The 25,361-nt window shown below is 59.4% G+C and carries 18 protein-coding genes, 1 tRNA gene, 2 rRNA genes and 2 pseudogenes (1 of these 23 running past the window's edge); 11 read left to right on the forward strand and 12 right to left on the reverse strand.

Translation table 11 applies throughout. The annotated features are described in order from the left end of the window. The first annotated feature begins 115 nt into the window (after positions 1 to 115). From BI292_RS00400 to BI292_RS00410, 3 genes and pseudogenes are all read left to right on the forward strand, one after another. Positions 116 to 192: transfer RNA gene (locus BI292_RS00400), tRNA-Met, on the forward strand. 254 nt (positions 193 to 446) lie between these two features. Beyond that, positions 447 to 2,279 (forward strand): gamma-glutamyltransferase, encoded by a 1,833-nt coding sequence (gene ggt, locus BI292_RS00405; RefSeq protein ID WP_101206524.1) that lies wholly within the window; start codon positions 447 to 449, stop codon positions 2,277 to 2,279. A gap of 186 nt (positions 2,280 to 2,465) precedes the next feature. Then, positions 2,466 to 2,645: pseudogene (locus BI292_RS00410) on the forward strand (transcriptional regulator); the annotation flags it as partial. Between the two features lie 19 nt (positions 2,646 to 2,664). On the opposite strand, the gene ddlA reads toward BI292_RS00410, so the two are convergent. Continuing rightward, entirely contained in the window at positions 2,665 to 3,759 is a 1,095-nt protein-coding gene (ddlA, locus tag BI292_RS00415; RefSeq protein WP_101206526.1) for a D-alanine--D-alanine ligase, read from the reverse strand. A 151-nt stretch (positions 3,760 to 3,910) separates the two neighbouring features. Here ddlA and BI292_RS00420 point away from each other — a divergent pair, with 151 nt between their 5' ends. After that, a complete protein-coding gene (locus BI292_RS00420; RefSeq protein WP_101206528.1) occupies positions 3,911 to 5,161 on the forward strand; it encodes an MFS transporter in 1,251 nt (416 codons plus the stop codon). Between the two features lie 472 nt (positions 5,162 to 5,633). On the opposite strand, the gene BI292_RS00425 is transcribed toward BI292_RS00420, so the two are convergent. The 3 genes and pseudogenes from BI292_RS00425 to BI292_RS29370 form a co-directional block, all read right to left on the reverse strand. After that, on the reverse strand, positions 5,634 to 6,233 hold the full coding sequence (locus BI292_RS00425) for a flavin reductase family protein (RefSeq protein WP_092277975.1): 600 nt from the start codon (positions 6,231 to 6,233) through the stop codon (positions 5,634 to 5,636). 55 nt (positions 6,234 to 6,288) lie between these two features. Next, positions 6,289 to 6,720 carry a methyl-accepting chemotaxis protein gene (locus BI292_RS29365; protein ID WP_371918698.1) on the reverse strand — a complete coding sequence of 144 codons (432 nt, stop codon included), beginning with the start codon at positions 6,718 to 6,720 and terminating at the stop codon, positions 6,289 to 6,291. A gap of 156 nt (positions 6,721 to 6,876) precedes the next feature. Then, positions 6,877 to 7,605: pseudogene (locus BI292_RS29370) on the reverse strand (PAS domain-containing protein); the annotation flags it as partial. 280 nt (positions 7,606 to 7,885) lie between these two features. On the opposite strand from BI292_RS29370, the gene BI292_RS00435 reads away from it, so the two are divergent. The 3 genes from BI292_RS00435 to BI292_RS00445 all read left to right on the forward strand — a co-directional run bounded on the left by BI292_RS00435 (position 7,886) and on the right by BI292_RS00445 (position 11,205). Further along, positions 7,886 to 9,304, forward strand: coding sequence for a short-chain fatty acid transporter (locus BI292_RS00435; RefSeq protein ID WP_092277973.1), 1,419 nt, complete (start codon positions 7,886 to 7,888; stop codon positions 9,302 to 9,304). Between the two features lie 227 nt (positions 9,305 to 9,531). After that, positions 9,532 to 9,852: a hypothetical protein gene (locus BI292_RS00440; RefSeq protein ID WP_101206531.1), complete on the forward strand. Its 321-nt coding sequence runs from the start codon at positions 9,532 to 9,534 to the stop codon at positions 9,850 to 9,852. Positions 9,853 to 10,032: 180 nt separating this feature from the next. After that, positions 10,033 to 11,205 carry a hypothetical protein gene (locus BI292_RS00445; protein ID WP_101206533.1) on the forward strand — a complete coding sequence of 391 codons (1,173 nt, stop codon included), beginning with the start codon at positions 10,033 to 10,035 and terminating at the stop codon, positions 11,203 to 11,205. A gap of 84 nt (positions 11,206 to 11,289) precedes the next feature. Here the strand turns inward: BI292_RS00445 and can are convergent, their stop codons facing one another. Further along, entirely contained in the window at positions 11,290 to 11,934 is a 645-nt protein-coding gene (gene can, locus BI292_RS00450; RefSeq protein ID WP_092277968.1) for a carbonate dehydratase, read from the reverse strand. Between the two features lie 182 nt (positions 11,935 to 12,116). On the opposite strand from can, the gene BI292_RS00455 reads away from it, so the two are divergent. After that, a complete protein-coding gene (locus BI292_RS00455) occupies positions 12,117 to 12,521 on the forward strand; it encodes a serine kinase/phosphatase (RefSeq protein WP_092277967.1) in 405 nt (134 codons plus the stop codon). 120 nt (positions 12,522 to 12,641) lie between these two features. On the opposite strand, the gene rimI is transcribed toward BI292_RS00455, so the two are convergent. Together rimI and BI292_RS00465 are read right to left on the reverse strand one after the other, a co-directional pair. After that, positions 12,642 to 13,094: a ribosomal protein S18-alanine N-acetyltransferase gene (gene rimI / locus BI292_RS00460; protein ID WP_092277965.1), complete on the reverse strand. Its 453-nt coding sequence runs from the start codon at positions 13,092 to 13,094 to the stop codon at positions 12,642 to 12,644. Beyond that, positions 13,087 to 13,839 carry an energy transducer TonB gene (locus BI292_RS00465; protein ID WP_092277963.1) on the reverse strand — a complete coding sequence of 251 codons (753 nt, stop codon included), beginning with the start codon at positions 13,837 to 13,839 and terminating at the stop codon, positions 13,087 to 13,089. Before BI292_RS00465 ends, rimI begins: the two co-directional genes overlap by 8 nt. A gap of 219 nt (positions 13,840 to 14,058) precedes the next feature. Between BI292_RS00465 and mksB the strand changes: the two genes are divergently transcribed. Genes mksB through mksF form a run of 3 tightly spaced genes read left to right on the forward strand, consistent with a single transcriptional unit; the run spans position 14,059 to position 18,864 of the window. Continuing rightward, entirely contained in the window at positions 14,059 to 15,336 is a 1,278-nt protein-coding gene (mksB, locus tag BI292_RS00470) for an Mks condensin complex protein MksB (protein ID WP_178076507.1), read from the forward strand. Further along, complete coding sequence (mksE, locus tag BI292_RS00475) at positions 15,326 to 16,027, forward strand: Mks condensin complex protein MksE (protein ID WP_092277959.1); 702 nt, start codon at positions 15,326 to 15,328, stop codon at positions 16,025 to 16,027. Before mksB ends, mksE begins: the two co-directional genes overlap by 11 nt. After that, entirely contained in the window at positions 16,024 to 18,864 is a 2,841-nt protein-coding gene (gene mksF / locus BI292_RS00480; RefSeq protein ID WP_101206536.1) for an Mks condensin complex protein MksF, read from the forward strand. Before mksE ends, mksF begins: the two co-directional genes overlap by 4 nt. 203 nt (positions 18,865 to 19,067) lie before the next feature. Here the strand turns inward: mksF and BI292_RS00485 are convergent, their stop codons facing one another. From BI292_RS00485 to BI292_RS00505, 5 genes are all read right to left on the reverse strand, one after another. Then, the gene (locus tag BI292_RS00485; RefSeq protein ID WP_092277955.1) at positions 19,068 to 21,371 is read right to left on the reverse strand and encodes an intermembrane transport protein PqiB; all 2,304 of its coding nucleotides are present in this window, start codon (positions 21,369 to 21,371) and stop codon (positions 19,068 to 19,070) included. Continuing rightward, a complete protein-coding gene (locus tag BI292_RS00490; RefSeq protein ID WP_092277953.1) occupies positions 21,364 to 21,987 on the reverse strand; it encodes a paraquat-inducible protein A in 624 nt (207 codons plus the stop codon). The genes BI292_RS00485 and BI292_RS00490 overlap by 8 nt, the downstream gene beginning before the upstream one ends. Then, positions 21,974 to 22,633 (reverse strand): paraquat-inducible protein A, encoded by a 660-nt coding sequence (locus BI292_RS00495; RefSeq protein ID WP_101206537.1) that lies wholly within the window; start codon positions 22,631 to 22,633, stop codon positions 21,974 to 21,976. Before BI292_RS00495 ends, BI292_RS00490 begins: the two co-directional genes overlap by 14 nt. Positions 22,634 to 22,782: 149 nt before the next feature. Continuing rightward, positions 22,783 to 22,898 (reverse strand): 5S ribosomal RNA (rrf, locus tag BI292_RS00500). Between the two features lie 168 nt (positions 22,899 to 23,066). Further along, a 23S ribosomal RNA gene (locus BI292_RS00505) occupies positions 23,067 to 25,361 on the reverse strand; it runs 597 nt beyond the window's last position.

The raw sequence follows: 25,361 nt of genomic DNA on the forward strand, positions 1-25,361 counted from the left end.
CCGCCGTTTCGCCCCGTATTTTCAGGTCAGGAGGATAAGCGGTTGAAAGTGTAGAGAAATATTTTAGATTTACGCTTGACGCATCTGCATTCCAGGTGAATAATGCGCGCCACTTGGCTACATAGCTCAGTTGGTTAGAGCATAGCATTCATAATGCTGGGGTCCGGGGTTCAAGTCCCTGTGTAGCCACCAAGTACTAAAAACGGCTTACCGAAAGGTAGGCCGTTTTTTTATGCCTCGAAAAAAGTCTTGTGAATCAAAGCGTTGGGCGCGCATCGCAGCCAGCGCCGGGAAGAGTTGATGTCTGACGGCGCGGTGGCCTTCGACCTACAGAAAATCCACCGGTTGATGAAGGACAAAAGCACTGTCGCGCTCGGCGCTGGTTTGCGTCCTGCCCGGTCGGCCGATACAGTCGCCAGACCTTTCCCACGGACGGAGTGCCTCACGTGTTCTCAGCCTTCCACCTCAGTCGTTATCGCCTGTCAGCGATTTCGTTGATCGCCACCGCGCTGACCCTCGCCGCATGCAACGCCCCACCCACCGCTACTCTGCCCCTCGCCCCGGAAGCCGCTTCGGGTTTTCGCACTGATCTGCAAACTCGTCACGCCTCGAAACACATGGCGGCGGCAGCCAATCCACTGGCGGCCGAGGCCGGGCGGGCGATGTTGCGTCAGGGTGGTTCGGCGATTGATGCGGCAATTGCCATGCAAGCGGTGTTGACCCTGGTGGAGCCGCAATCCTCGGGCATCGGCGGCGGTGCGTTGATTGTGTTGTGGGACGGCAAAGCTGTGCGCACGTATGACGGCCGCGAGACCGCTCCGTCCGGCGCCACCGAGAAACTTTTCCTGCAGGCCGATGGCCAACCGATGCCGTTCACTCAGGCGCAAATCGGTGGTCGTTCGGTGGGTACGCCGGGGGTGTTGCGCGCGCTGGAACTGGCGCATCGGCAACACGGGCGCTTGCCGTGGGCGACGCTGTTCGAACCAGCGATCAAACTCGCGGAGCAAGGCTTTGCGATCTCGCCGCGCTTGCATCAACTGATTGCTTCCGACTCGTCGATGCGCCGTTCGCCGGACATGATGGCGTACTTTCTCAACGCCGACGGCAGCCCGAAAGCCACCGGCACATTGCTGAAGAATCCGCCCCTCGCGGCCGCGCTGAAACGGATCGCCAAAGAAGGTCCCGACGCGTTGTACAAAGGGCCGATTGCCGAAGAAATTGTCGCCAAAGTCCAGGGCCATCAAAACCCCGGCAGTTTGTCGCTGAACGATCTTCAGGGTTATCAGGCCAAGGAACGCGCGCCGCTGTGCACAGATTACAAGCGCTGGCAAGTTTGCGGCATGCCGCCGCCCTCCTCCGGCGGGATCGCCATCGCGCAGATTCTCGGCACGTTGCAAGCCCTGGAAACCCGCGACCCGCGCTTCGCGCTCGCGCCGCAGAAACCAGTGAAAACCAACAAACCCGCCGGCATCGAACCGACGCCTGAAGCGGTGCATCTGATCTCCGAAGCCGAACGCCAGGCCTACGCCGACCGCGCGCAATATGTCGCCGACAGCGACTTCGTGCCGGTGCCGGTCAAAGGCCTGATCGACCCGAACTACCTCGCCAGCCGCGCCGCGCTGATCGGCGAGCGGAGCACGGGCACGGCCAAACCCGGCACGCCGCCGGGCATTCAAGTGGCCTACGCGCCCGACCGTTCGCCGCTGCGCATTTCCACCTCGCAAGTGGTCGCGGTCGATGATCTGGGCGGCGCGGTGTCGATGACCACCACCGTCGAATCGGCGTTCGGCTCGCACCTGATGGTCCAAGGCTTCCTGCTCAATAATCAGATGACCGACTTCTCGTTCATCCCCGAAGAAAACGGGCAGAAAGTCGCCAACCGCGTCGAACCCGGCAAGCGCCCACGCTCGTCGATGGCGCCAACCCTGATTTTCGATCGCCAGAGCGGCGAATTCCTCGCCACCCTCGGTTCCCCCGGCGGCTCGCAGATCATCGAATACGTCGCCAAATCCGCCATCGGCCTGCTCGACTGGAACCTCGACCCGCAAACCGCAATCAACCTGCCCAACTTCGGCAGCCGCAACGGCCCGACCGAACTCGAGCAAGGACAATTCAGCCCGGCGCTGATCCAGGCGCTGCGCGACAAGGGACACGCGGTGAACGAAATCGACATGACCAGCGGCACCCAAGCGATCGTTCGGATCAAGGACCCACAGGGAAAATCTGCACTGGCCGGCGGGGCCGACCCGCGACGTGAGGGAGAAGCATTGGGGGATTGATTCTTACGCTGGCAGGAGAAAAGGCTTACCGCGAGGTAAGCCTTTTTTGGTGGAAGATGTTCCCGATCCTGCCGGCAAGCGCAGCGTTTTCCTACACGCAACTTGAAGACACGCACGTAAAATTCGGTCCACATTCCCGGTAATCCAAAAATCATCGGCGCTGATAACGTCGAGATGGAGTCATTCATGAACAGCGATATCCATCCGATTAACACCGACGCCCAATACCGCGCGGTGTTACGGACCGTGTCCGCTCTCTTCGACAACGAGCCTGAGCCAGGAACGCTGGAAGGTGTCTACTTTGAAGCCATGATCACCCTCATCGAGGCATTTGAGTCGATGCATGTTCAGATAGAGCCGACGAACTCGGGGCGCAAACAATCCGCTACCGACTAATCTTCAACCCCTTGCGCACCTCATGCCTCTGCACCGCCAAATCAATCAGGCGGCTCACCAGTTCGCTATAGCTCATGCCCGTCGCCTGCCAAAGTTTGGGGTACATGCTGATGCGGGTGAAGCCGGGCAGTGAGTTGATTTCGTTGATCAGCACTTCGCCGCTGTCGGTCAGGAACACGTCGACCCGCGCCAGCCCGGAGCAGCCGAGCAACTGGAACGCTTCTACCGCCAAGGCGCGGATGCGTTCGCTGGACTCGGCGCTGATGTGGGCCGGGACCACGACTTCGGCAGCCTGGTCGTCGATGTATTTGCTGTCGTAGGAATAGAAGCCGCTGCGCACCACGATCTCGCCGCAGCCGCTGGCAATCGGTTGGTCATTGCCGAGCACCGCGCATTCGATTTCGCGACCGATAACGGCGGATTCGACCAGGACTTTTTCGTCGAAGCCCAGCGCCAGTTCGACTGCTGCCGCGTATTCGGTTTCATGGGTGACTTTGCTGACGCCGACCGAAGACCCCTGATTCGCCGGTTTGACGAACAGCGGCAAGCCGAGTTTGCCTTGCACCTCGGCGAAGTCGATACGCGCAGCACTGGCGCGGTTGAGGGTAACGAAAGGCGCGACGGCGATTCCGGCATCACGCAGCAGGCGCTTGGTGATGTCCTTGTCCATGCACACTGCCGAGCCGAGCACATCGGAACCGACGAACGGCAAATCGGCCATGCGCAACAGTCCTTGCAGGCAACCGTCTTCGCCAAGGCTGCCGTGGACAATCGGGAAGATCACATCGACGTGGCCCAGCAGTTCCTGACTGGAGGTTTCGACCAATTGCTGACTGGCCTTGCCCGGTACCACCGCCAACTCGCGATTGGATTGATTGAGGGCGATCAGCGCCGGGTTTTCCTGGTTGAGCAGGAAGTTCGAGGGATCGTTGAGGTGCCAGTGGCCCTGCTTGTCGATGCCGATCAGCACCGGTTCGAAGCGTGAGCGATCCAGCGCATCGACGATGTTTTTCGCCGATTGCAGCGACACCTCATGCTCGGCCGAGCGGCCGCCAAAAATAATCCCAACGCGTAACTTGCTCATTGCCTGGCCTCATCGTGAACGTGCTGCTTCATAACACGGCGGCACCGATGATTTAAAGCGACTGCAACTTCGCGCTGCGGCCGGCGGTCATTGCTGAAGAGTCTTTGTGAATGCGCAGCACGCGCCTGCGCCCCGTCCTGTGAGGCCGCCCTTGAACGCTTCGACCGATCGTCGCAACGCCCTCTCACTCGACGGGCTGAATTTCTTTCTCGCCGACGTGCGCGACGGCCTCGGGCCGTACCTGGCGATTTATCTGTTGGCGGTGCACAACTGGGATCCGGCGAGTATCGGCCTGGTGATGACCGTTGCCGGTATCGCCGCGCTGCTGACGCAAACCCCGGCGGGCGCGCTGATCGACCGCACCCGGCGCAAACGCACAGTCGTGATCGCCGCCGCGCTGCTGGTGACGGTGAGTTGTCTGCTGCTGCCCTTCATTACTTCGTTCACTTGGGTGGCGCTGACCCAAGCACTGAGCGCGGTCGCCGCATCGGCGTTTGCCCCGGCTATTTCCGCGATTTCGCTGGGCATTACCGGGCCGCGCGCCTTCACCCGCCGCACCGGACGCAATGAAACCTTCAACCACGCCGGCAACGCGGCTGCGGCGTTGTTGGCCGGTGGTTTTGCCTATTTGTTCGGTCCGGTGGCGGTGTTTTATTTGATGGCAGTGATGGCGCTGGCCAGTGTGATTGCGATCAGTTTTATCGCGCCGCAAGCCATCGACCATGACGTCGCCCGAGGCTTCGATCCGCAAGGCCCGGCACACGGCGAACAGCCTTCCGGGCTCAACGTGCTGCTGCACAATCGGCCGCTGCTGATTTTTGCGATCTGCTGTGGACTGTTTCATCTGGCAAATGCCGCCATGCTGCCGCTGGTCAGTCAGAAGTTGTCCTTGGTCAATCTGCAAATGGCCACGCCGCTGACGTCTGCCTGCATCGTCGCTGCGCAGTTGGTGATGGTGCCGGTGGCGTTGCTGGTGGGCTGGAAAGCTGATGTGTGGGGACGCAAACCGTTGCTGCTCGCCGGTTTCCTGATTCTGCCGTTGCGCGGCGTGCTCTATACGCTGTCGGACGATCCGTACTGGCTGGTCGCCGTGCAATTGCTCGACGGCGTCGGCGCGGGAATCTTCGGCGCGTTGTTTCCCGTGGTGATTAAGGACCTGACCCAAGGCACCGGGCGCTTCAATGTCAGCCTCGGCGCGCTGTCGACGGTATTTGGCCTCGGCGCCGCGCTGAGCAACGGCTTGGCTGGTCTGGTGGTTCAGCAAGCGGGTTACAGCGCGGCGTTCTTGACCTTGGCGGCGGTCGCAGCGGCCGCGCTGGTATTGCTGCTGGTGGCGATGCCGGAAACGCTGGACCGGCAGGCTGCGGTGGTGGATGAACCGGTAGTTGCCGCGCTGAATTGATCAGCGATTGGCCAGCAGATCCCTGTAGGAGCGAGCCTGCTCGCGATAGCGGAGTGTCAGGCGCCATCAATGTCATCTGACATTCCGCCATCGCGAGCAAGCTCGCTCCCACAAGGGTTTTGGGTGTTCGGGATTACGAGGTTAACGCCTGGCCGCCCAGCGGATCACCAATTTCCACGGCGAACCCTGTGAATTTAAACCACCACTACCCCCTGTAGGAGTGAGCCTGCTCGCGATGGCGGTGTGTCAGGCGATATTGGTGGTGGCAGACACTCCGCTATCGCGAGCAGGCTCACTCCTACAGGGTTTGGGTGTTTGGGATTACTGGTTGATGCCTGGCCATCCAGCGGATCGCCGGTCTCCCTGTGGGAGCGAGCTTGCTCGCGATGGCGGTGGGTCAGGCGATATTGATGGTGGCTGACACTCCGGTATCGCGAGCAGTCTCACTCCTACAGGTGGTTTTGCGTTTGGCTTATTTCACCAGCGTCTTGCCGTCCAGCGGATCGCCGATCTTCAGGAAGTGCCCGCCGGCGACGTGGTGCAAGGTGCGCAAATCATCGTGCCCTTCGAAGTGCCAGCGCCCTTCGCTGAATACGCGGTCGTCCGCTTGCGCGGCGATCACTTCGGCGAGGAACAGGTCGTATTGCTGATGATTGTGCGGCTCGGGAAGCAGTCGGCATTCGAGCCACGCGACGCAGCCTTCGAGCATCGGCGCGTCGATCAATTCGCCGCTGAAAGTCTGCAAGTCGTAAGCCTGAAACTTGTCCTCGCCGTGCTGTTGATTCAGCGCCAGGCCCGACGTCGAGCCGACGGTCTGGACGATGTCGGCTTGTGCGGCACACGGCACGTTCAATACGAATGTGCCCGACGCCTCGAGCAGTTGCCGGGTCCAGGTGGACTTGTCGAGCACTACCGCGACTTTCGGCGGTTCGAAGTCCAGCGGCATCGCCCACGCGGCGGCCATGATGTTGCGCTGGCCATCGTGGGCGGCGCTGACCAGCACGGTCGGGCCGTGATTGAGCAGGCGATAGGCCTTGGATAACGGCACCGGACGGCGATGGGAAACGGTCATGGATGTCTGCTCCAAGGGTAAAGCGGCGATTGTAACGGCAACCGCCCGCCGCGCATCAAGTCGCCAGTTGATTAGCGAACTGGCCGACCGCATTCACCACTTTCTGCGCGCCGTCCTGAATCTCGACGATCACCGTGCCCGCCTCCGCCGCCAGCGCCAACCCTTGCTCGGCCTGCAGTTTGCCGCCGCTCATCAGGCTCACGGCGTTGCGCGCCATGTCCTGGTTCTGCCGCACCACGCTGACAATTTCCTCGGTGGCCTGGCTGGTGCGCGAGGCCAGTTGCCGCACTTCGTCGGCGACCACGGCAAATCCGCGCCCCTGTTCACCCGCGCGCGCTGCTTCGATGGCGGCGTTGAGCGCAAGCAAATTGGTCTGTTCGGCGATGCCGCTGATGGTCTTGACGATATTGCCGATCACCTGCGATTGCTCGTTCAGCGCTTCGATGCCTTCCCCGGCGGTTTGCATATGCTTGGCCAAATCACGCATTACGCTGACCGCTTGCGTGACCACCGCCGTGCCGCGCTGGGCGCTGCTGTCGGTCTGGATCGACGTGCTGTAGGCAATGTTCGCGGCCTCGGCAACGGCTTGTTCCTGATTGACCTGATCGGTAATCACCGTGGCGAATTTCACCACTTTGTAGAGCTTGTTATTGGCGTCGACCACCGGGTTGTAGGACGCCTCCAGCCACACCACGCGGCCATGGCTGTCGACGCGCTTGAAACGATCGGCGACAAACTCGCCGTTGTTCAAGCGCCGCCAGAAGTTCTGATACTCGGCGCTGTTGTATTCCTGCGGCTCACAGAACGTGCGGTGATGTTTGCCCTTGATCTGCGCCAGGCTGTAACCCATGCCGTTGAGAAAGCGATCATTGGCCATCAGCACATTGCCATCGAGGTCGAACTCGATCACCGCCGTCGAACGCACCAGCGCGCCGATCAGATTTTCGTGTTCGCGGGACGCTTCGATGGTGCGGGTCAGGTCGCTGGAAAAAATCGAGAAATGCCGAATTCGCCCGTCAGAAGAACGCACCGGTTGCAGGATCGAACGCAGCCACGCCTCGTCACCGTTGCCGCGCAACAGACGCACGGCGCCGGCAAAGTGTTCGCCACGGGTCAGCGCTGATTTGAAGCGGTGATGGAATTCATCGGATTTCACGTGCGCCGGCACGATGTCTTCGAGTGGCCGCCCGACCAGATCACTGCTCTTGTAGAGCATCTCGTCGAGGAAATTCTGGTTGATCGATTGAATCCGCCCATCGGGTTCGAGTGTCAGAACCAGCATCTCGCTTTCCAGGCTTTGCTTCACTTGCAGGAGGCTGGAGAGTTCTTCGCGAAGAGCCGAGAGCTCCTGCTTCAAGCGTTTGTTGAACATGAGGAAAGCACCGATGGGCAGGAAATTGTGCGGGATGCAGCCTAGCCATCGGCCCTGTGGATATTTTCTGAAGAGTGCGCGCCCGGGGTTGGCCAAAATAATGACGACCGGCGCGTGCCTGACTTTGCCGTTAGAACCGTGCGTGAGGCCTTAGACCAAAGTCCGATTTGGCCAAAACACCCTCACAACAATCGATCGATTGTTTTACTGTTGGCACCTGACCCGCCGGGCACTTGCGGCCCGGAACATCACAATAATCATAAGAATTCGAGGTAGTCCCGTGGCCGCTGATATCGACGATAGCCGCTATGCCCGTTTTGCCCTGCGCTGCTCCAGTTTTGCCGAACGCTGGTTTCCCGATTCGTGGGTATTTGCCGCGCTCGCGGTGATCATTGTTGCCGTGGCGACGATGGCCATGGGCGCCAAACCGACCGACGCCGCCATGGCGTTCGGCGACGGTTTCTGGAGTTTGATTCCGTTCACCATGCAGATGGCGTTCGTGGTGATCGGCGGTTATGTGGTGGCCAGTTCGCCGCCCGCCGTGAAGCTGATTGACCGCTTGGCGCGGATCCCGAAAAACGGGCGCTCCGCCGTGGCGTGGGTGGCGTTGATTTCGATGGTCGCCTCGTTGTTGAACTGGGGATTGTCGCTGGTATTCGGCGGTTTGCTGGTGCGCGCGCTAGCCCGCCGCGTCGACCTGAAAATGGATTATCGCGCCGCCGGTGCCGCCGCGTATCTGGGCCTCGGCGCTGTGTGGGCGCTGGGCCTGTCGTCGTCCGCCGCGCAATTGCAGGCGAACCCGGCGAGCCTGCCGCCGTCGATTCTGTCGATCACCGGCGTTATTCCGTTCACCGAAACGATCTTTCTCTGGCAATCCGGCGTGCTGTTGCTGGCGCTGATCGTGGTCTCGCTGATCATCGCCTACGCCACCGCGCCCGGCCCGAACACTGCGCGTGACGCCGCTGCGTGCGGGGTCGATCCGAGCTTCAATCTGCCGCCGCTGCAACCGCGCACGCGTCCCGGCGAGTGGCTGGAGCACAGCCCGCTGCTGACGATTTTGCTGGTGTTGCTGGCGGCAGGCTGGCTGTTTCACGAGTTCTCGACCAAGCCGGCAATCAGCGCGATCTCCGGTTTGAACACGTACAACTTCCTGTTCCTGATGCTCGGCGCGCTGCTGCACTGGCGCCCGCGCAGCTTCCTCGATGCGGTATCCCGTGCGGTGCCGACCACCACCGGCGTGCTGATCCAGTTTCCGCTGTACGGCTCGATTGCCGCACTGATGACCACCGTCAAAGGCACCGACGCGCAGACGTTGGCCCACCACATCTCAACCTTTTTCGTACAGATCGCGTCCCACGATACCTACGCGCTGTTGATGGGCGTGTACTCGGCGATCCTCGGTTTCTTCATCCCGTCCGGGGGCGGCAAATGGATCATTGAAGCGCCGTACGTCATGCAAGTGGCCAACGACCTCAACTATCACCTCGGCTGGTCCGTGCAAATCTACAACGCCGCCGAAGCCCTGCCGAACCTGATCAACCCGTTCTACATGCTGCCGCTGCTCGGCGTACTCGGCCTCAAGGCGCGCGACTTGATCGGGTTCTCGTTCGTGCAATTGCTGGTGCATACGCCGCTGGTGTTGCTGCTGCTGTGGGCGTTGGGGACGACGCTGGTTTATACGGCGCCGGTGATGCCGTAAATCAACTCCAATACACCGCCAATCCAATGAGGGAGCGGCGGTTATTTAATCAACTTCCACTCCAAATCGACTCTTCCTACAAACACCTCTGCCATCACCTGACATAAATCTCGGCCCCTTCCTATCTCTTATCCATAGACGGCTGAATTAGACTTTGGCGGCGCGTTCCTGTGCGCAGAAACGGAATCTTCAACTACTTGCCGCTTTATCCAAGGACGACCTGAACAATGCCTGCAATATCCAAATCGCTGGAAGAAATGATCAATGAGATGTACCAGGACGGCCGAATTTCATTGGTTGAATACCGGACGCTTCGTGACGACGCCGACCGGCGCATGGACGCGGTGATCTGTGAATTTGGCCAGCACAACAATCTGACCGCGTTTCAAAAATCCATGGATGTCTCCATGCAGTTGCTGCAACTGGCGGTGATCGATGCGAAGAAAGCCAAGTTGACCGATACCGGCGAAGCCATCGTCAGAGACGCAGTGATTGCCCAAGTCGAATATTTGCGCGCGGGCAGTCACCTCGCGTTGCACTTGCTGTAAATCGCAAACGGTCGGCGGCCCTCAGTCAAATGAACTGGGGGCCTTTCGCGGGTTGACGGGAAACAGCGAAGACTCGGCATGGCGCAAAAATTCTGTTTCCAACTACTTCTTTGTCTACTTCTGCTGATCCAGTATGGCGCTCACCCCGCAAGAGGGGCTCACGCTGAAAAGGATCTGAGCATGTTCAAACTCGCAGGACTTACCCTCGCCGCGCTCACGTTGAGCGCCGCTGCCCACGCCGATGTCGACCTGAAACTGGGCAATACCGAACGCGTCACCCGGCTCTTCGCGTATCCCAACAATTGCAACGTGATCTGCTTTCGCAACTGGACGCTGGAGCAGACCGTCGAGCATTACCTGACCCAAAGCGTGCAACGCGACGGTTACAGTGCGGCGAAGGTCTTGGTAAAAACCGACAACGATCAGCTTTACGTCGAAATCAGCGGCGTGCCCAAAGGTTATGAAAAACCGCTGGCGGCGCTGCTCGATGCCGGCGACCTGGCCTACACCGGCGCCAGCAAGCTGAATGCCGATGGCAAATGGGCGTATAGCTGGTACCTGTTCCTGCCGTTGGGCATGGCCCTGGAGAATCGCAAAAGTGTCGAATTGCTGCACTTTCCACCGGATTATTCGCTGACCCAGGCGCAGGATTATCTGCGATCCGCGACCACCGATCGCTGGGCGACGCTGCTCACCGCCAATGGCATTGCGCCCGAGCAGACGCCGGGTTACCAGACCATCATCGATATCGCGCCGATTGCCGCGCCGTCCAGCGCCGGCAAGGATCTGGAAGGCGTCTACGACTACTTCAAGGATTATCAGACGACCATGGTCAAGGACGTCAGCCAGAATGCCAAAGGCGTGGCGTTGCCAATGGTTGCGTTCGGCGCGCCGGTTCGGAACTGGATCAAACAGCAATACGGCGCGACCGTCGGCGTGCTGGGCCTGGCGAGCATCAGCCCGAGCGCCGGGGTCAAGGTGCCGGTGCTGGGTTCCAATCACCCGAGTTACATCTGGTATGCCGCCGACCCGGCGACCTACACCGGCCCCGACGCCGAGGCGAAAGCTGATGCCGCCGGCCTGAAGGTCATGGGCCAGGATTTGAGCGCCGCGTGCTGGCAGGCCGGGATGGGCAGCAAACCGGGAGGCGATGCAGCGGTTCAGCTGAAAAGCTGCACGCAGACGTGGCAAGTGACCCAGAAAGAAAAGACCTGTGAGCTGTTTTACACCTCGATCCGCGATTTGAGCCCGGCAGACGCAGCGACCAAATGCGCGACCCCACCGGTCAAATCCGAACTCAAACAGCTGCAAGCACCGGCCCCGGCGCCAGCCACTCCGGCACCCCAGCTCTAAGCTCTAAAACGCAAAACGCCTTCGCGCATGAACCCAGGTTCACACGCGAAGGCGCTTGTGTTGCCAGCTGCAGATAGCCGAGCGTTAGGAATCGCCGGCCGGACGCAAACGATATTGCGGTGGCAGTTGCTCGAAACCGCTGATCGTCGCGTTCAGGCTTTTCCAGCGACCATCCTTGATGCCATAGATGCAGCCATGGATCGACAGGTTCTGCCCGCGATGCCAAGCATTTTGCACAATGCTGGTGTGGCCGACGTTGGCCACTTGCTGGATCACGTTGAGCTCGCAGAGGCGGTCGACGCGCTCTTCCTCGGTCGGCAACTTGGCCAGCTCTTCGCGTTTCTCGTAATAGAGATCACGAATCGAGCGCAACCAGCCGTCGATCAAACCCAACTGCCGATCCTGCATCGAAGCGCGCACGCCGCCGCAGCCATAGTGGCCGGTGACCAGGATGTGTTTGACCTTGAGCACGTCCACCGCGTACTGAATCACCGACAGGCAATTGAGGTCGGTGTGCAACACCACGTTGGCCACGTTGCGGTGGACAAACAGGTCGCCGGGCAGCATGCCAACGATCTCGTTCGCCGGCACGCGCGCGTCGGAACAGCCGATCCACAGGTATTCCGGGGTCTGCTGGCGGGCCAGTTTGGCGAAGAAATCAGGATCTTCTTTGGTGATCGCGTCAGCCCAGCGCTCGTTGTTATCAATCAGATCTTGTAATTCGTTCATGCATAGAAGCCTCAAGAATGATGCGCAGCTTTGACAGACGGCCGCCCGTCGAGGTCACGCGCGCGATGCAGATAGCCCTGATGCCCTGAAATCGGTCACAGCCAACCGGCGCTCCATGTCGGTGGAATTCTCGGCCACACAGCGGGTCCACCTTAGTAAGGCCCACAGTATGAGGAATTGCCATGACTGATTCACGACGTCCGTACGATGCGGTGCAACCCGAGCCGATCGATGATAACGAAGATCGCATGGGTTCGATGCACGAGCTGGACTTTGACGACGAAGAGCCCAGCGCCAAGATCGGCGACGAACTGCCGGAAAACGAACGCGAACGCCTGATGCCCAGCGAACGCGTACGCGAAGCCGGCATGACCGGCGCCTCCAGCGATGACCATGAACCTACCGACGACGACATGAGCCCGGAAACGCTGATCCGTGAAGACGGCGCGCGCGACGCGTCTGAAGCGGGTGAAGCTGATCAAGCGGATTGGGATTTGAGCATTGTCGATGAAGACGAGATTGGCGGCGGCAATGGACTGGATGAAGCGGAGCTGGCCCAGCGGGATCCGCTGGACGGCAATCGTTGATCCGTAGCGCCTGATAGATCGCCATCGCGAGCAAGCTCGCCCCACAGGTTTCATGTACGAAACAAATACCCTGTAGGAGCGAGGCTTGCCCGCGAAGCTTTTAAATGAAGCTTTTAAAATTCAGTCAACCAATGTGCAAGCCATGACCACGGCGTCTTCACGCCCGCCCACCGCCGGATAATAATCCCGACGCCGGCCAATCTCGTTAAACCCGTAACGCTCATACAAACGAAACGCGCCGCGATTGCTGTCGCGCACTTCCAGAAAACATTCCCGCGCCTCGGCCGCATACGCCCGCGACATCAAATGCTCAAGCAGCGTCAAACCCAGGCCTCGGCCCTGATTCTCCGGTTTGACCGTGATGTTCAGCAGATGCGCTTCATCAAGAATGATCTGCACCACGCCGTGGCCGACTTGCTGCGAGCCTTCGAACATCAGCCAGATCTGGTATTTGCCGAGGCCATCGAGAAAAATCCCGCGCGTCCACGGATGGCTATACGCCGCGTATTCGATCTTCAGTACAGCGTCGAGGTCCGCCTCGGTCATCGGGCGGAACGATACAGCGTCACTCATTTGATTCTTTCCAACGCGCCATCAGCCGACGCATGGCTTGCCAGACATCAGCCTTACGCTGTGGCTCTTCCATTAAGAGTTCCAGACCCGGCAGGGCCCAGACCGAGCCCAGGCCTTCGACCTGGAGTTCACGGTTGAAGGATTCGGCGTTCGCTTCGCCGGCAAAACGCACCGCCGGCAGACCAATCAGCCACAGGCAGACGCACGGCGCGTCTTCGATCCTCGCCGAGAGGAAACCCTGCACGAAGTCGCGCGCGGCCTCCGGGCCTTGATCCATGGTGCCGCGCACCAGCAACGGCCAGCGCACCGGTTCGCCGACGATTTGCGGGCTGTCCGGCAGACCGGCGGCGCGCAGCATGTCCTTGAGCAACATATAGGCCGGGTCGCGAGTCTGGAACGGTTCGCCTGTGGGTAACTCGACCAGCAACAAGCAGCGCCCGGCGCGCAATAACTGCAGGGCAAAGCGCGGCGGCGGCACCACCGGCGCCTTGGCCACGGCCGGCGCCGCCTCTTCTTCGACCTTGGCGCCCGAACGGGTGCTGGCCAATGATGGACGCGGCACTTCGATCTTGACCCGCTCGCTCGGTTTGATCACCGGTTCTGCGGGCGCTTCGGCCACCGGCGCGGCTACTGACACCGGCAGCAGCGGCGCAACGACCAACGGCTCGGGCATCTCCAGCAGTTCGGGACGCGAGGGCGCGGCAAAGGGCAATTCGGTGCGCGGCAGCCAGTTGACCACCTGCATGGCGGTCAAATAAGCGCGGCGACGGGACTCGATAAGCAAAGGTCGGCCACTTGTGGATAACTGAAAGTGCGCTGATTCTACCGCCCTTCGCCGAAGATCGCCCGCGCTTGATCGATCTCTTGAACCTGCAAACAACGACTGCCCGTCCCGAGAGTGAATCGCAACGGGCGCGATGCAGTACAATCGCCGCTTTTATTCGACAACCAGCCGGCCATCCCGATGATCGAACCCAAGCGCGTCTTGCGCGCCCTCGCTGAACACTGGGCACTTCTGGAGCCACTGTGCGAGCACTTCGACCAAGGCACTTTGAGCCTCAACGAACTGCGTTCACAGTTGGCCGCCCAGCAACTGGACAGTACCCCGCAGGACATCACCAGCCTGCTGGACGTGTGGATCCGCCTCGACATTCTGGTGCCCGTGGCGAAAAGCCCGAACCGTTTCGAGCTGAACGCGCAGATCCACGATTTCCTCGCCTACCTGCGCCGTGAGCACCGCTTGGGCCTGTGCCTGGAAATCGAAGCGTATCTGCGTCACCTCGAACGTCTGGCCGGCTACATCCAGGACGCTTTCGACATCCGCGACGGCCACGATCTGGCGCGTCAATTGCGCCTGCTCGACATGCGCGTGCGCGATGTCCTGAAGAAACTCGCCAACGATGAACAGGCGCTGATCGCGGTCGCCGAGCGCGCGAAGACCAGCGATCGACAGATTCCGCTGCGTCAGCGTTACGCCGAAGTGCTGGCGACCTGGGACGAATACGTCGAACCGATGATTCAACTGGTGAACGCCGACGGTGCGTTCGAGCAAGGCGTGCGCAAGGTCGAAAACGTTCTGCTGAAGATGCTCACCGAACAGCAGCGCCTCGGTCATCTGGTTGATGACGACATGTTGCTGCGCACCCACGCGCGCATCCTCGAAATGCAGACCAGCGCCCAACTGACGTTGCGTCACGCCCGGGAACTGCTGCTGCCGCTGCGTGAAGAAGCGCGCCGCCACAACGCCGTCACCCGTGGCGCCGCGCTGGCCTTGTCGGCCATCCGTCGCAAAGGCATCGACGCGGTGCCGCAAGCGGCGATGCCGATGTTCACTCGCCCGCAAAGCACGTTCCTCGGCAGCGCCAGTCAGGTTGAAGCCTACGTGTATGCGCTGGCGCGTTTCGAGCCGAAACCGGCGCGTTTCCCCAAGGCGCATAAAACCCAGAAAGGTGAAGCGCCGCGCGCCCCGCGCACGGTCCGGGAAATGCTCGAACGCTGCGAAGACGCGCTGCCGATGCCGGACCTGATGACCTGGCTGCTGGAGCAGGAACCGGACGGCGCCACCGACGAATTGCTTTACTGGTTCTCGCGCCTGTCGCGGGAAAAACGCTTCAAACGCGAACGTCTGGAACGCCGCGATTACCACACTCATGAGCATCAGGTCAGCCTGCGCTCCTTCGCCCTGCTCTCGGCCCGCGACAGCGCCGCCGAGGATTCTGCGAGCATCCCCAATGCATCTTGATCTATCCGAACTGTCTCAGCTGGCGCCGATTTTTCGCGAGCTGTTCAAGGGCTACCACGTCAGCCGCCGCGACCCGGAGTTGTACGCGCAACTGTCGAACTTCCAGGACCAGTACCGCACGCTGTTTCGCGCGTTGGGCTTTGAATTGGTCTGCGACACCCGTGGCTTTTATTACTTCGTCCCGGAACTCGCTGCCGCAGCGGTGAATAAAACCGCACAACGCCTGGCGCTGTTCACCTTCATCCTCGTCGAGCATCTGGCCGATCAGGGCCGCGACCCGGTCGCCGTGCTCGACGGTGGCAGCCTCGGCCGCGATGAATTGCCGTCGCTGCTGGAGAAGTACCGCGACCTGTTCATTCAGGCCGAAGTGCAGACCGTCGAAGAACTCGAAGAAAAAATCATGCGCCGCATGACGCAACTCGGTTTCGCCGGCGAAGAAAACGGTATCTACCGCTTCCTGCCGCCGATGCACCGCTTCCTCGATGTCTGCCTGTCGGTTCAGCAGGACCGCGATCTGGCGGCCAGTCTGCACAGCGTGTTGCCGCTGCCGGTGCCAGTGTTGATCGATGACGACAGTGACGAAAAACTGCTGGAAACCGATGACCCGCTCGATCTGAGCGACTTCGCTGAAGAAAGCGAAGAAGACGCCATGGCCCGCGCCATTGCCGAAGAACAGGAGACCGACGCATGAGCAAGGAACGCTACGGCATTCGCCGCTTCGCCCTGTTGAACACCGCCGGTTACAGCCTCGGCCTGTTTCCGCTGGAAGAACCGTTGTCGGTCTACGGCGCGAACAACCTCGGTAAATCGGCGTCGATCAACGCCTTGCAGTTCCCGATTCTGGCGCGCATGTCGGACATGAGTTTCGGCAAGTACAGCCTGGAACAATCGCGGCGCTTCTACTTCGCCTCGGACACCAGTTACATCCTGGTGGAAGTCTCGCTGCCCCACGGTCCACACGTCATCGGCGTGGTCGGTCGCGGCCCGGGCGGTGGTTTCGGTCACCAGTTTTTTGCCTACGCCGGCAAGCTGGACCTGGCGCATTACCAGAAGAACGACACCTGCCTGCGCCAGAAAGAACTGTTCACCAACCTTGAGCGCGAAGGCCTGAAAGCCTACGAACTGAAGCCTGATGAATTGCGCCGTTTGCTGGTTGGCGGCCACACGTCGGTGCCGCTGGACCTGACGCTGATTCCGCTGCGTTCCACCAGCGAGCAGAGCCTGAAGACCTTCCGCGCGTTGTTCATCAACTTGCTGCACATGCGCGAAATCACCGCGGCCAAACTCAAGCAATTGTTCCTCGATGCCTTCGAGCACAGCTTGCGTTCCGGTAGCGTCGATTACATCGCCGCGTGCGAAGAAGCCTTCCGCGATGTACGACGCATGGAACAGGACTACAACTCGCTGGTCACCGCCGGCCCGTTGGTTGAAGCGCTGGCGTCGGGCGTGGCCCAGCGCAATATCCTGCGCGGCAAGCTGCATCGCATTTCGCCGCTGCTCGATTCGTTGCTCGGCACATGGTCGGACTACGCCAGTGCGCGCAAGGAAGAGCTGACGATTCAGGCCGAACATTACCGCAACGAGCAGGACGCGCTGCAAAACGATCAGCGCGGCGGCACTCAGGAACTGATGCGCCTGGAGCGCGAAATCACCGGCATCCAGCGCTGGCTCGGCGAATTGTCGGTGCTCAAGCATCGTTTTGCCTTGGTCACCGACGTCAAGGTTCTGGAGCAACAACTGCTCGCGGCCAAGGATGCGCACGACGAATTGGCCGGTGCGCTGGCGCAGTCGCGGCAGTTCAGCGCCGAAGACCTCGAAGAGCGTTTGCGCGAACTGGAAAAACGCCTGAAGTCGGTGAAACAGCAACTCGATCATGCCGACAACAACAGCTACGCACGTCTGCGCGAAGAGTTTTCACAGCAAGACGTCGAGCGCCTTATGCGTCTGTTCAACAGCGCGCTGTTCAGCCTGCCGTTGGGCGAACACGGGATTACCCTCGACGAAGATGGCCAGTGGGTGAAATCGCTGGAGCTGATTCTCGATGGCTTCAAAGGTGAGCGTTTCGAAGTGCCGGGGCTGTCGATCGACATCTCGCACATCGAGCCGCCGGCCCTGCAAGCCCTGGCGGACCGCGCCGCGTTGCGCGATCAGAAAGAACGCCTGGACAAAGAACTCAAGCAGCTGAAAACCCAGCAAGCCGTGGCAGCCGACCGCGCGGCGAGCAAGACTCAGACAGAAGCGCTGTACCAGCAAGTGCTGGACGCGCAGAAAGCGCTGGAAGATTTCCGTCGCGCACAAACCCTGAGCGCCGAGGAAGACGACAAGCTTGAGCAACTGGCGCAGATGGAAGCCGCGCAGGAAGAGTTGAAGCGTTCCAGTGACGCCTTCACCGAACGCGTCCAGCAACTCTCGGCCAAGCTGCAACTGGTCGGGCGGCAGATCGGCGACATGGAAGCCAAGCAACGCACGCTCGACGACGCCCTGCGCCGCCGCCAGTTGTTGCCGGCCGACTTGCCGTTCGGCACGCCGTTCATGGACCCGATCGACGATTCCATGGATAACCTGTTGCCGCTGCTCAACGACTACCAAGACAGTTGGCAGGGTTTGCAGCGCAGCGACGGGCAGATCGAAGCGTTGTACGCGCAGGTTCGCCTCAAGGGCGTGGCCAAGTTCGACAGCGAAGACGACATGGAGCGGCGTCTGCAATTGCTGATCAACGCCTATGCGCACCGCACCGACGAAGCGCTGACCCTCGGCAAGGCGCGCCGTGCGGCGGTTACCGATATCGCGCGGACCTTGCGCAATATTCGCAGCGACTACGACAGCCTCGAGCATCAACTGGCGCTGTTCAACCGCGAGATCAACAAGCGTCAGGTCTCCAACCTGCAGAGCTTCCGCATCGTCCTCGCGCCGAACAAAGAAGCGCTCAAGCACATCGACCAGATCATCCACAGCGCTGGCCAGTATGAAGAAGGCGAAACGCTGTCGGTGTTCGACCTGAGCCAAAGCGCCGATCAGGACAACAAGAACGAAGAAGCCAAGGAATACCTGGCGCGGCTGGTGGCGGCGAACCACAACCAGCTCGGGCTCAAGGATTTGTTCGAATTGGCTTTCGAGATCACCAAGGTCAACGGTCAACCGGTGATTCATACCGACATCGATGGCGCGGCATCGAACGGCACGACGATGACGATCAAGGCGCTGACCAACATGTATTTGTTGCTGCACTTGATGGACCGCGACCAGGCCGGTCGCGTGCGCCTGCCGTACTACCTCGACGAGGCGGCAGATATCGACGAGAAGAACCAGGCAGCGCTGCTGGAAACCAGTCTGCAACTGGGCTTTGTGCCGATTCTGGCGAGTGTGAAACCGCAGGTTTGCGCCAGTGTGGCGATCGACCTGGAAGGTGGCAGCGGGCCAAACGGCATCTACATTGATGAGGCGGACTGGAAGTACATCCGTCGCCACGATGAGGTGAAGGCGCCGGCGCACGTGGGAGCGGATGAGCCGGAGCTGGATGCGGTTTGATCGGCTTTAGCTGAAAGGCAAAAAAAGGGCCGCGATCAGTTTGGATCGCGGCCCTTTTTTATGGCTTGGGGTTTGTTGTGAGTTTCAGGGACCCATCGCGAGCAAGCTCGCTCCCACAGGTGACCGCGTTTATTTCATGAGAATGCGATCAAACTGTGGGAGCGAGCGTGCTCGCGATGGCGGCAGCACAACCACCCCAAACATTACTTGCCGAGCGAAATCTTCGGCGCCCAGGTCAGCCACTCATCCTCAAACTTGTCGAACAACGGGAAGGTCTGCTCAGGTCGCGCCGGGTTGCCCATGCGCTCGCCGTCCGGCGTGGCAAAAGCGATGCCGCCCTGAATCAGGGTTTCCAGCGATTCGGTGCGCATCGTCGCGCCTTTGAACAAGCCGTAATCGAAGCCGAACCCACTGCTGTTCCAGAAACGCGTGCCGCTGCGCACCAGTGGCGCATATTTCGGCTCGATCAGGATGTGCACCAACACGCGATCCGCGGTTTGGCCCAGTTCATAACCGGTCACTTTGCCCACGGTGATTTCGCGGTATGTCACCGGCACCCCGGTTTTCAGCGAGCCGCGACGGGCCGCGCTCAAGACCAGGCTCAAACCGGCCTCGGCTTTGGTCAGCTCCGGCGGATTGGCCAACGCCACAAAGTTCTTCTGCGGCCCCTGGTTTTTCGCTGCCGGTTGTACTTCGATGTATTGACCGGTGACCAGCGTTTCCAGGTTCGAGGTCTTGATCAACCCAAGCTCGGGTTTGACCACCCAGAACTGACTGCCAACTCGCGCAATGCGCTCCGGCACTTCGGTGATCCGCGCCGTGAGTATCACTGACTGCAAATCGTCCGTGAGGTCGACGTCCTCGATCTTGCCGACGTCCAGACCTTTGAAACGGATCGGCGTGCCAGTGCGCAAGCCGTCTGCGCGATCAACTTTGATGGTGACCACAGCGCCTTTCTGGTTCGCTTCGTCGTGACTCGGGAACAGACGGAAACGCGGGATTTTCTTTTGCAGCGGCGCTTTGGCTTCCGGGGTTTCGAAAGCGATACCGCCGGCCATCAGGCTTTGCAACGATTCACTTTTGACCTGAATGCCGCCGGTCAAACCACCGCTGAGCGTGACGCCGCTGGCGTTCCAGAAGCGCGTCGAAGCGTTGACCAGTCCTTCGTATTCCTTCTCGATGTGCACACCGATGATCAATTGTTTCTTGGTCTTGGAGAACTGATAGCTCTGCACCGAACCGACTTTGACCTGCTTGTAGAGAATCGGGCTGCCGACTTCCAGCGACCCCAGGCTTTCGGTGAACAGCACCAGGTGCAAGCCCGGCGAACGCAGGTCGAGCGGCGGCGCTTTGGGCCGCGCGACGAACTCGCGCTGCGGCTCGCCGCCCTTGTCGCCGGGACGAATGGCAATGTAGTTGCCCTTCACCAGCGCTTCCAGCCCGGTGATGCCGGCCAGCGAAATCGACGGCTTGACCACCCAGAACTGCGTGCCCGCGACCAGGTAATCCTCGGCCAGCGGATCCAGGGTCAATTCGGCAGTGGCGGCGGACAGGTCCGGATCAATCTTCAGCGCTTTCAAGTTACCGACTTGAATGCCTTTGTACATGACCGGCGTGCGGCCAGCCTGCAGGCCTTCGAAATCACTCAGTTTGACCTTGACCCGAATCCCCGCTGCCGCCGCATCGAAGTCTTCATAGAGCCGGAATGGCAGGCTCGGATCGGTGGCCGGGCTGTCCTTGCGGTTCTCCGGTGTGGCGAACGCGATGCCGCCGGCAACGATGCTGGCCAGGGATTCGCTGCGGATTTTCACGCCGGACAGGTTGGCGTCAATGCTGATGCCGCTGGAGTTCCAGAACCGCGTGTGTTTGCGCACGAGGCTGGCGTAAGTCGGCTCGATAAAGACCTTGAGCTCGACCGTGCTCTGATCCTCGGACAACAGGTAACTTTTGACCTGGCCGACTTTGATCTGTTTGTAGAACACCGGGCTGCCGCGATTCAGTGAACCGAGACGATCAGCCTTGATGGTGAGGTGCAGACCGGGCTTGGAGTCCGACAGCGGCGGCTCTTCGGCCAGCGCCTTGAATTTGCGCGTCGGCTCGCCTTCACCGGGACTGATGGCCACGTAGTTACCCGACACGAGTGTTTCCAGGCCAGTGATACCGGCCAGACTGACGCTCGGCTTGACCAGCCAGAAACGCGTGCTGGTCTTGAGGTATTGCTCGACGTCCTTGTTCATTTCGACAGTGGCGATCACCCCTTTGGAGCTGCCTTCGTCGTCGAGTTTGAGGGTCTTCACTTTGCCGACCGACATGCCTTTGTAGACCACTTCGGTCTTGTTGGCCTGGATGCCCTCGCCGCTCTCGAAGCGCACTTGAATCTCGATCCCGGTTTCGTTGTAAGCACGCCAGCCGAGCCAGCCGCCGATGATCAGGGCGATCAATGGCAGGACCCAGATTGCAGACCAGTTGGAGGCCGGTCGGGTTTTAGCGGTTGGCAAATCAGTCATGGTCGTCGTCCGACTCCGTGTTATCCCAAATCAGTCGGGGATCGAAAGTAACTGCGGCAAGCATGGTCAAAATCACCACACTGGCGAAGGCGATGGCGCCGAGATTGGCTTCGACGCTGGCAAGCCGTCCGAAATTCACGACCGCCACCAGGATGGCGATCACGAAGATGTCGAGCATGGACCAGCGGCCGATGAATTCGATAAATCGGTACATCACGATGCGCTGGCGTGCCGACAGGGGCTGGCGGCGTTGCACCGAAAACAACAGCAACGCGATGCCGACGAGTTTGAAGGTGGGCACCAAGATGCTGGCGATAAATACCACGGCAGCAATCGGAATCATGCCGTGCTGAACCAGCTGAATCACGCCGGACATGATGGTGCTCGGATCGCCTTTGCCCAGCGAGCTGACGGTCATGATCGGCAACATATTCGCCGGGATGTAGAGAATCGCGGCGGTGACCAGTAATGCCCAGGTGCGCTTCAAGCTGTTTGGCCGACGGGCATGCACTTGCGCACCGCAACGGGTGCAGATCTGCTCGTCGATGTCCGGTTGCTGCTTGTTCAACTCATGGCATTCGATACACATCAGAATGCCTGCATCAATCGCCCGCATGGGCATCCTCTCCTGACAAAGCCTGCCAGATCTGGTGAGGCGACATCACCACCTCCAACCACACCTGGACCAACAACAAACTGATGAAGCACGCCAAGCCAAGACTGACGGTGATGGCTGCCATATCGGCCAACTTGACGATCGCGACCAGCACGCCCATGAGGTAAACCTCGAGCATTCCCCAATCCCGAAGGTGGTGATAAATGCGATAGAGCAATAAGCCGTAACTGCGCCCGACATTAAAGCGAATGCTCAGGAGCACGGCCAACTGACAGAGCAACTTCAGTAATGGAATGCCCATGCTGCACAGGAACACGACCACTGCGACGCCTTGCATGCCGGTATTGAACAGGCCGAGGACGCCAGACCAGACAGTGTCTTGCGACGTTTGCCCGAGTAGATTGAGCTGCATGATCGGTAAAAAGTTCGCCGGGATGTATAACAACAGTGCGGCGATGACCAAGGCGAGGCTGCGCTGAATGACATTGTGCCGATGCGCATAGAGCTCATAACCGCAGCGTGGACAGAGCGCTTTCTCGCCATGGGCGAGTTCGGGCTTGCGCATCAGCAGGTCGCACTCATGACACGCTATCAAGTCGTCCAGCGGTAAATCTGACAGCCTTGGGGCGTCAACCGGATCTGGCATATGAGACTCTTGTTCCGAAAAAGGTGGGCCTATTCTAGTGGCCTGAACCGAAAATAACTGTGCAAATTTGTGAGGAAGGGTTCAGGTACTTTTCCACCGGACAAACAAAACCCCTACCTGCGTACGCAGATAGGGGTTTCGGAATTTAATCTTGACGATGACCTACTCTCACATGGGGAAACCCCACACTACCATCGGCGATGCATCGTTTCACTACTGAGTTCGGGATGGGATCAGGTGGTTCCAAGGCTCTATGGTCGTCAAGAAATTCGGGTACCGAACCGTGGCCAGATGGCCTCGCTTCAGCAAATTGGGTATGTGACAGCTTCGGTATTTGTGTGTGGCTTTGTGCACAGTCGAACTTTCGGTTCATTGCGTCTTCACACACCGCAATCTGATGCTCTTTCGAGTAGTCAAATTGCTTGGGTGTTATATGGTCAAGCCTCACGGGCAATTAGTATTGGTTAGCTCAACGCCTCACAGCGCTTACACACCCAACCTATCAACGTCGTAGTCTTCGACGGCCCTTCAGGGGACTCAAGGTCCCAGTGAGATCTCATCTTGAGGCTAGTTTCCCGCTTAGATGCTTTCAGCGGTTATCTATTCCGAACATAGCTACCCGGCAATGCCACTGGCGTGACAACCGGAACACCAGAGGTTCGTCCACTCCGGTCCTCTCGTACTAGGAGCAGCCCCTCTCAAATCTCAAACGTCCACGGCAGATAGGGACCGAACTGTCTCACGACGTTCTAAACCCAGCTCGCGTACCACTTTAAATGGCGAACAGCCATACCCTTGGGACCGGCTTCAGCCCCAGGATGTGATGAGCCGACATCGAGGTGCCAAACACCGCCGTCGATATGAACTCTTGGGCGGTATCAGCCTGTTATCCCCGGAGTACCTTTTATCCGTTGAGCGATGGCCCTTCCATACAGAACCACCGGATCACTAAGACCTACTTTCGTACCTGCTCGACGTGTCTGTCTCGCAGTCAAGCGCGCTTTTGCCTTTATACTCTACGACCGATTTCCGACCGGTCTGAGCGCACCTTCGTACTCCTCCGTTACTCTTTAGGAGGAGACCGCCCCAGTCAAACTACCCACCATACACTGTCCTCGATCCGGATAACGGACCTGAGTTAGAACCTCAAAGTTGCCAGGGTGGTATTTCAAGGTTGGCTCCACGCGAACTGGCGTCCACGCTTCAAAGCCTCCCACCTATCCTACACAAGCAAATTCAAAGTCCAGTGCAAAGCTATAGTAAAGGTTCACGGGGTCTTTCCGTCTAGCCGCGGATACACTGCATCTTCACAGCGATTTCAATTTCACTGAGTCTCGGGTGGAGACAGCGCCGCCATCGTTACGCCATTCGTGCAGGTCGGAACTTACCCGACAAGGAATTTCGCTACCTTAGGACCGTTATAGTTACGGCCGCCGTTTACCGGGGCTTCGATCAAGAGCTTCGCGTTAGCTAACCCCATCAATTAACCTTCCGGCACCGGGCAGGCGTCACACCCTATACGTCCACTTTCGTGTTTGCAGAGTGCTGTGTTTTTAATAAACAGTCGCAGCGGCCTGGTATCTTCGACCGGCATGAGCTTACGGAGCAAGTCCTTCACCCTCACCGGCGCACCTTCTCCCGAAGTTACGGTGCCATTTTGCCTAGTTCCTTCACCCGAGTTCTCTCAAGCGCCTTGGTATTCTCTACCCAACCACCTGTGTCGGTTTGGGGTACGGTTCCTGGTTACCTGAAGCTTAGAAGCTTTTCTTGGAAGCATGGCATCAACCACTTCGTGTTCTAAAAGAACACTCGTCATCAGCTCTCGGCCTTAGAATCCCGGATTTACCTAAGATTCCAGCCTACCACCTTAAACTTGGACAACCAACGCCAAGCTGGCCTAGCCTTCTCCGTCCCTCCATCGCAATAACCAGAAGTACAGGAATATTAACCTGTTTTCCATCGACTACGCTTTTCAGCCTCGCCTTAGGGACCGACTAACCCTGCGTCGATTAACGTTGCGCAGGAAACCTTGGTCTTTCGGCGTGGGTGTTTTTCACACCCATTGTCGTTACTCATGTCAGCATTCGCACTTCTGATACCTCCAGCAAGCTTCTCAACTCACCTTCACAGGCTTACAGAACGCTCCTCTACCGCATCACCTAAGTGATACCCGTAGCTTCGGTGTATGGTTTGAGCCCCGTTACATCTTCCGCGCAGGCCGACTCGACTAGTGAGCTATTACGCTTTCTTTAAAGGGTGGCTGCTTCTAAGCCAACCTCCTAGCTGTCTAAGCCTTCCCACATCGTTTCCCACTTAACCATAACTTTGGGACCTTAGCTGACGGTCTGGGTTGTTTCCCTTTTCACGACGGACGTTAGCACCCGCCGTGTGTCTCCCATGCTCGGCACTTGTAGGTATTCGGAGTTTGCATCGGTTTGGTAAGTCGGGATGACCCCCTAGCCGAAACAGTGCTCTACCCCCTACAGTGATACATGAGGCGCTACCTAAATAGCTTTCGAGGAGAACCAGCTATCTCCGAGCTTGATTAGCCTTTCACTCCGATCCACAGGTCATCCGCTAACTTTTCAACGGTAGTCGGTTCGGTCCTCCAGTTAGTGTTACCCAACCTTCAACCTGCCCATGGATAGATCGCCCGGTTTCGGGTCTATTCCCAGCGACTAGACGCCCTATTAAGACTCGCTTTCGCTACGCCTCCCCTATTCGGTTA

The sequence above is a fragment of the Pseudomonas sp. 43NM1 genome, assembly GCF_002836905.1.
In the GTDB taxonomy this organism is placed as follows: domain Bacteria; phylum Pseudomonadota; class Gammaproteobacteria; order Pseudomonadales; family Pseudomonadaceae; genus Aquipseudomonas; species Aquipseudomonas prosekii.

What these genes read in the sequence shown, in the direction of transcription:
- BI292_RS00445 (WP_101206533.1), top strand. Translation starts at nt 10,033, where the DNA reads ATGTTCAAACTCGCAGGACTTACCCTCGCCGCGCTCACGTTGAGCGCC.
- ddlA (WP_101206526.1), bottom strand. Translation starts at nt 3,759, where the DNA reads ATGAGCAAGTTACGCGTTGGGATTATTTTTGGCGGCCGCTCGGCCGAG.
- BI292_RS00455 (WP_092277967.1), top strand. Translation starts at nt 12,117, where the DNA reads ATGACTGATTCACGACGTCCGTACGATGCGGTGCAACCCGAGCCGATC.
- BI292_RS00425 (WP_092277975.1), bottom strand. Translation starts at nt 6,233, where the DNA reads ATGACCGTTTCCCATCGCCGTCCGGTGCCGTTATCCAAGGCCTATCGC.
- can (WP_092277968.1), bottom strand. Translation starts at nt 11,934, where the DNA reads ATGAACGAATTACAAGATCTGATTGATAACAACGAGCGCTGGGCTGAC.
- BI292_RS00495 (WP_101206537.1), bottom strand. Translation starts at nt 22,633, where the DNA reads ATGCCAGATCCGGTTGACGCCCCAAGGCTGTCAGATTTACCGCTGGAC.
- mksE (WP_092277959.1), top strand. Translation starts at nt 15,326, where the DNA reads ATGCATCTTGATCTATCCGAACTGTCTCAGCTGGCGCCGATTTTTCGC.
- BI292_RS00490 (WP_092277953.1), bottom strand. Translation starts at nt 21,987, where the DNA reads ATGCGGGCGATTGATGCAGGCATTCTGATGTGTATCGAATGCCATGAG.
- BI292_RS00485 (WP_092277955.1), bottom strand. Translation starts at nt 21,371, where the DNA reads ATGACTGATTTGCCAACCGCTAAAACCCGACCGGCCTCCAACTGGTCT.
- BI292_RS29365 (WP_371918698.1), bottom strand. Translation starts at nt 6,720, where the DNA reads ATGCGTGATTTGGCCAAGCATATGCAAACCGCCGGGGAAGGCATCGAA.
- BI292_RS00440 (WP_101206531.1), top strand. Translation starts at nt 9,532, where the DNA reads ATGCCTGCAATATCCAAATCGCTGGAAGAAATGATCAATGAGATGTAC.
- rimI (WP_092277965.1), bottom strand. Translation starts at nt 13,094, where the DNA reads ATGAGTGACGCTGTATCGTTCCGCCCGATGACCGAGGCGGACCTCGAC.
- BI292_RS00465 (WP_092277963.1), bottom strand. Translation starts at nt 13,839, where the DNA reads ATGCAGGTGGTCAACTGGCTGCCGCGCACCGAATTGCCCTTTGCCGCG.
- mksF (WP_101206536.1), top strand. Translation starts at nt 16,024, where the DNA reads ATGAGCAAGGAACGCTACGGCATTCGCCGCTTCGCCCTGTTGAACACC.
- mksB (WP_178076507.1), top strand. Translation starts at nt 14,059, where the DNA reads ATGATCGAACCCAAGCGCGTCTTGCGCGCCCTCGCTGAACACTGGGCA.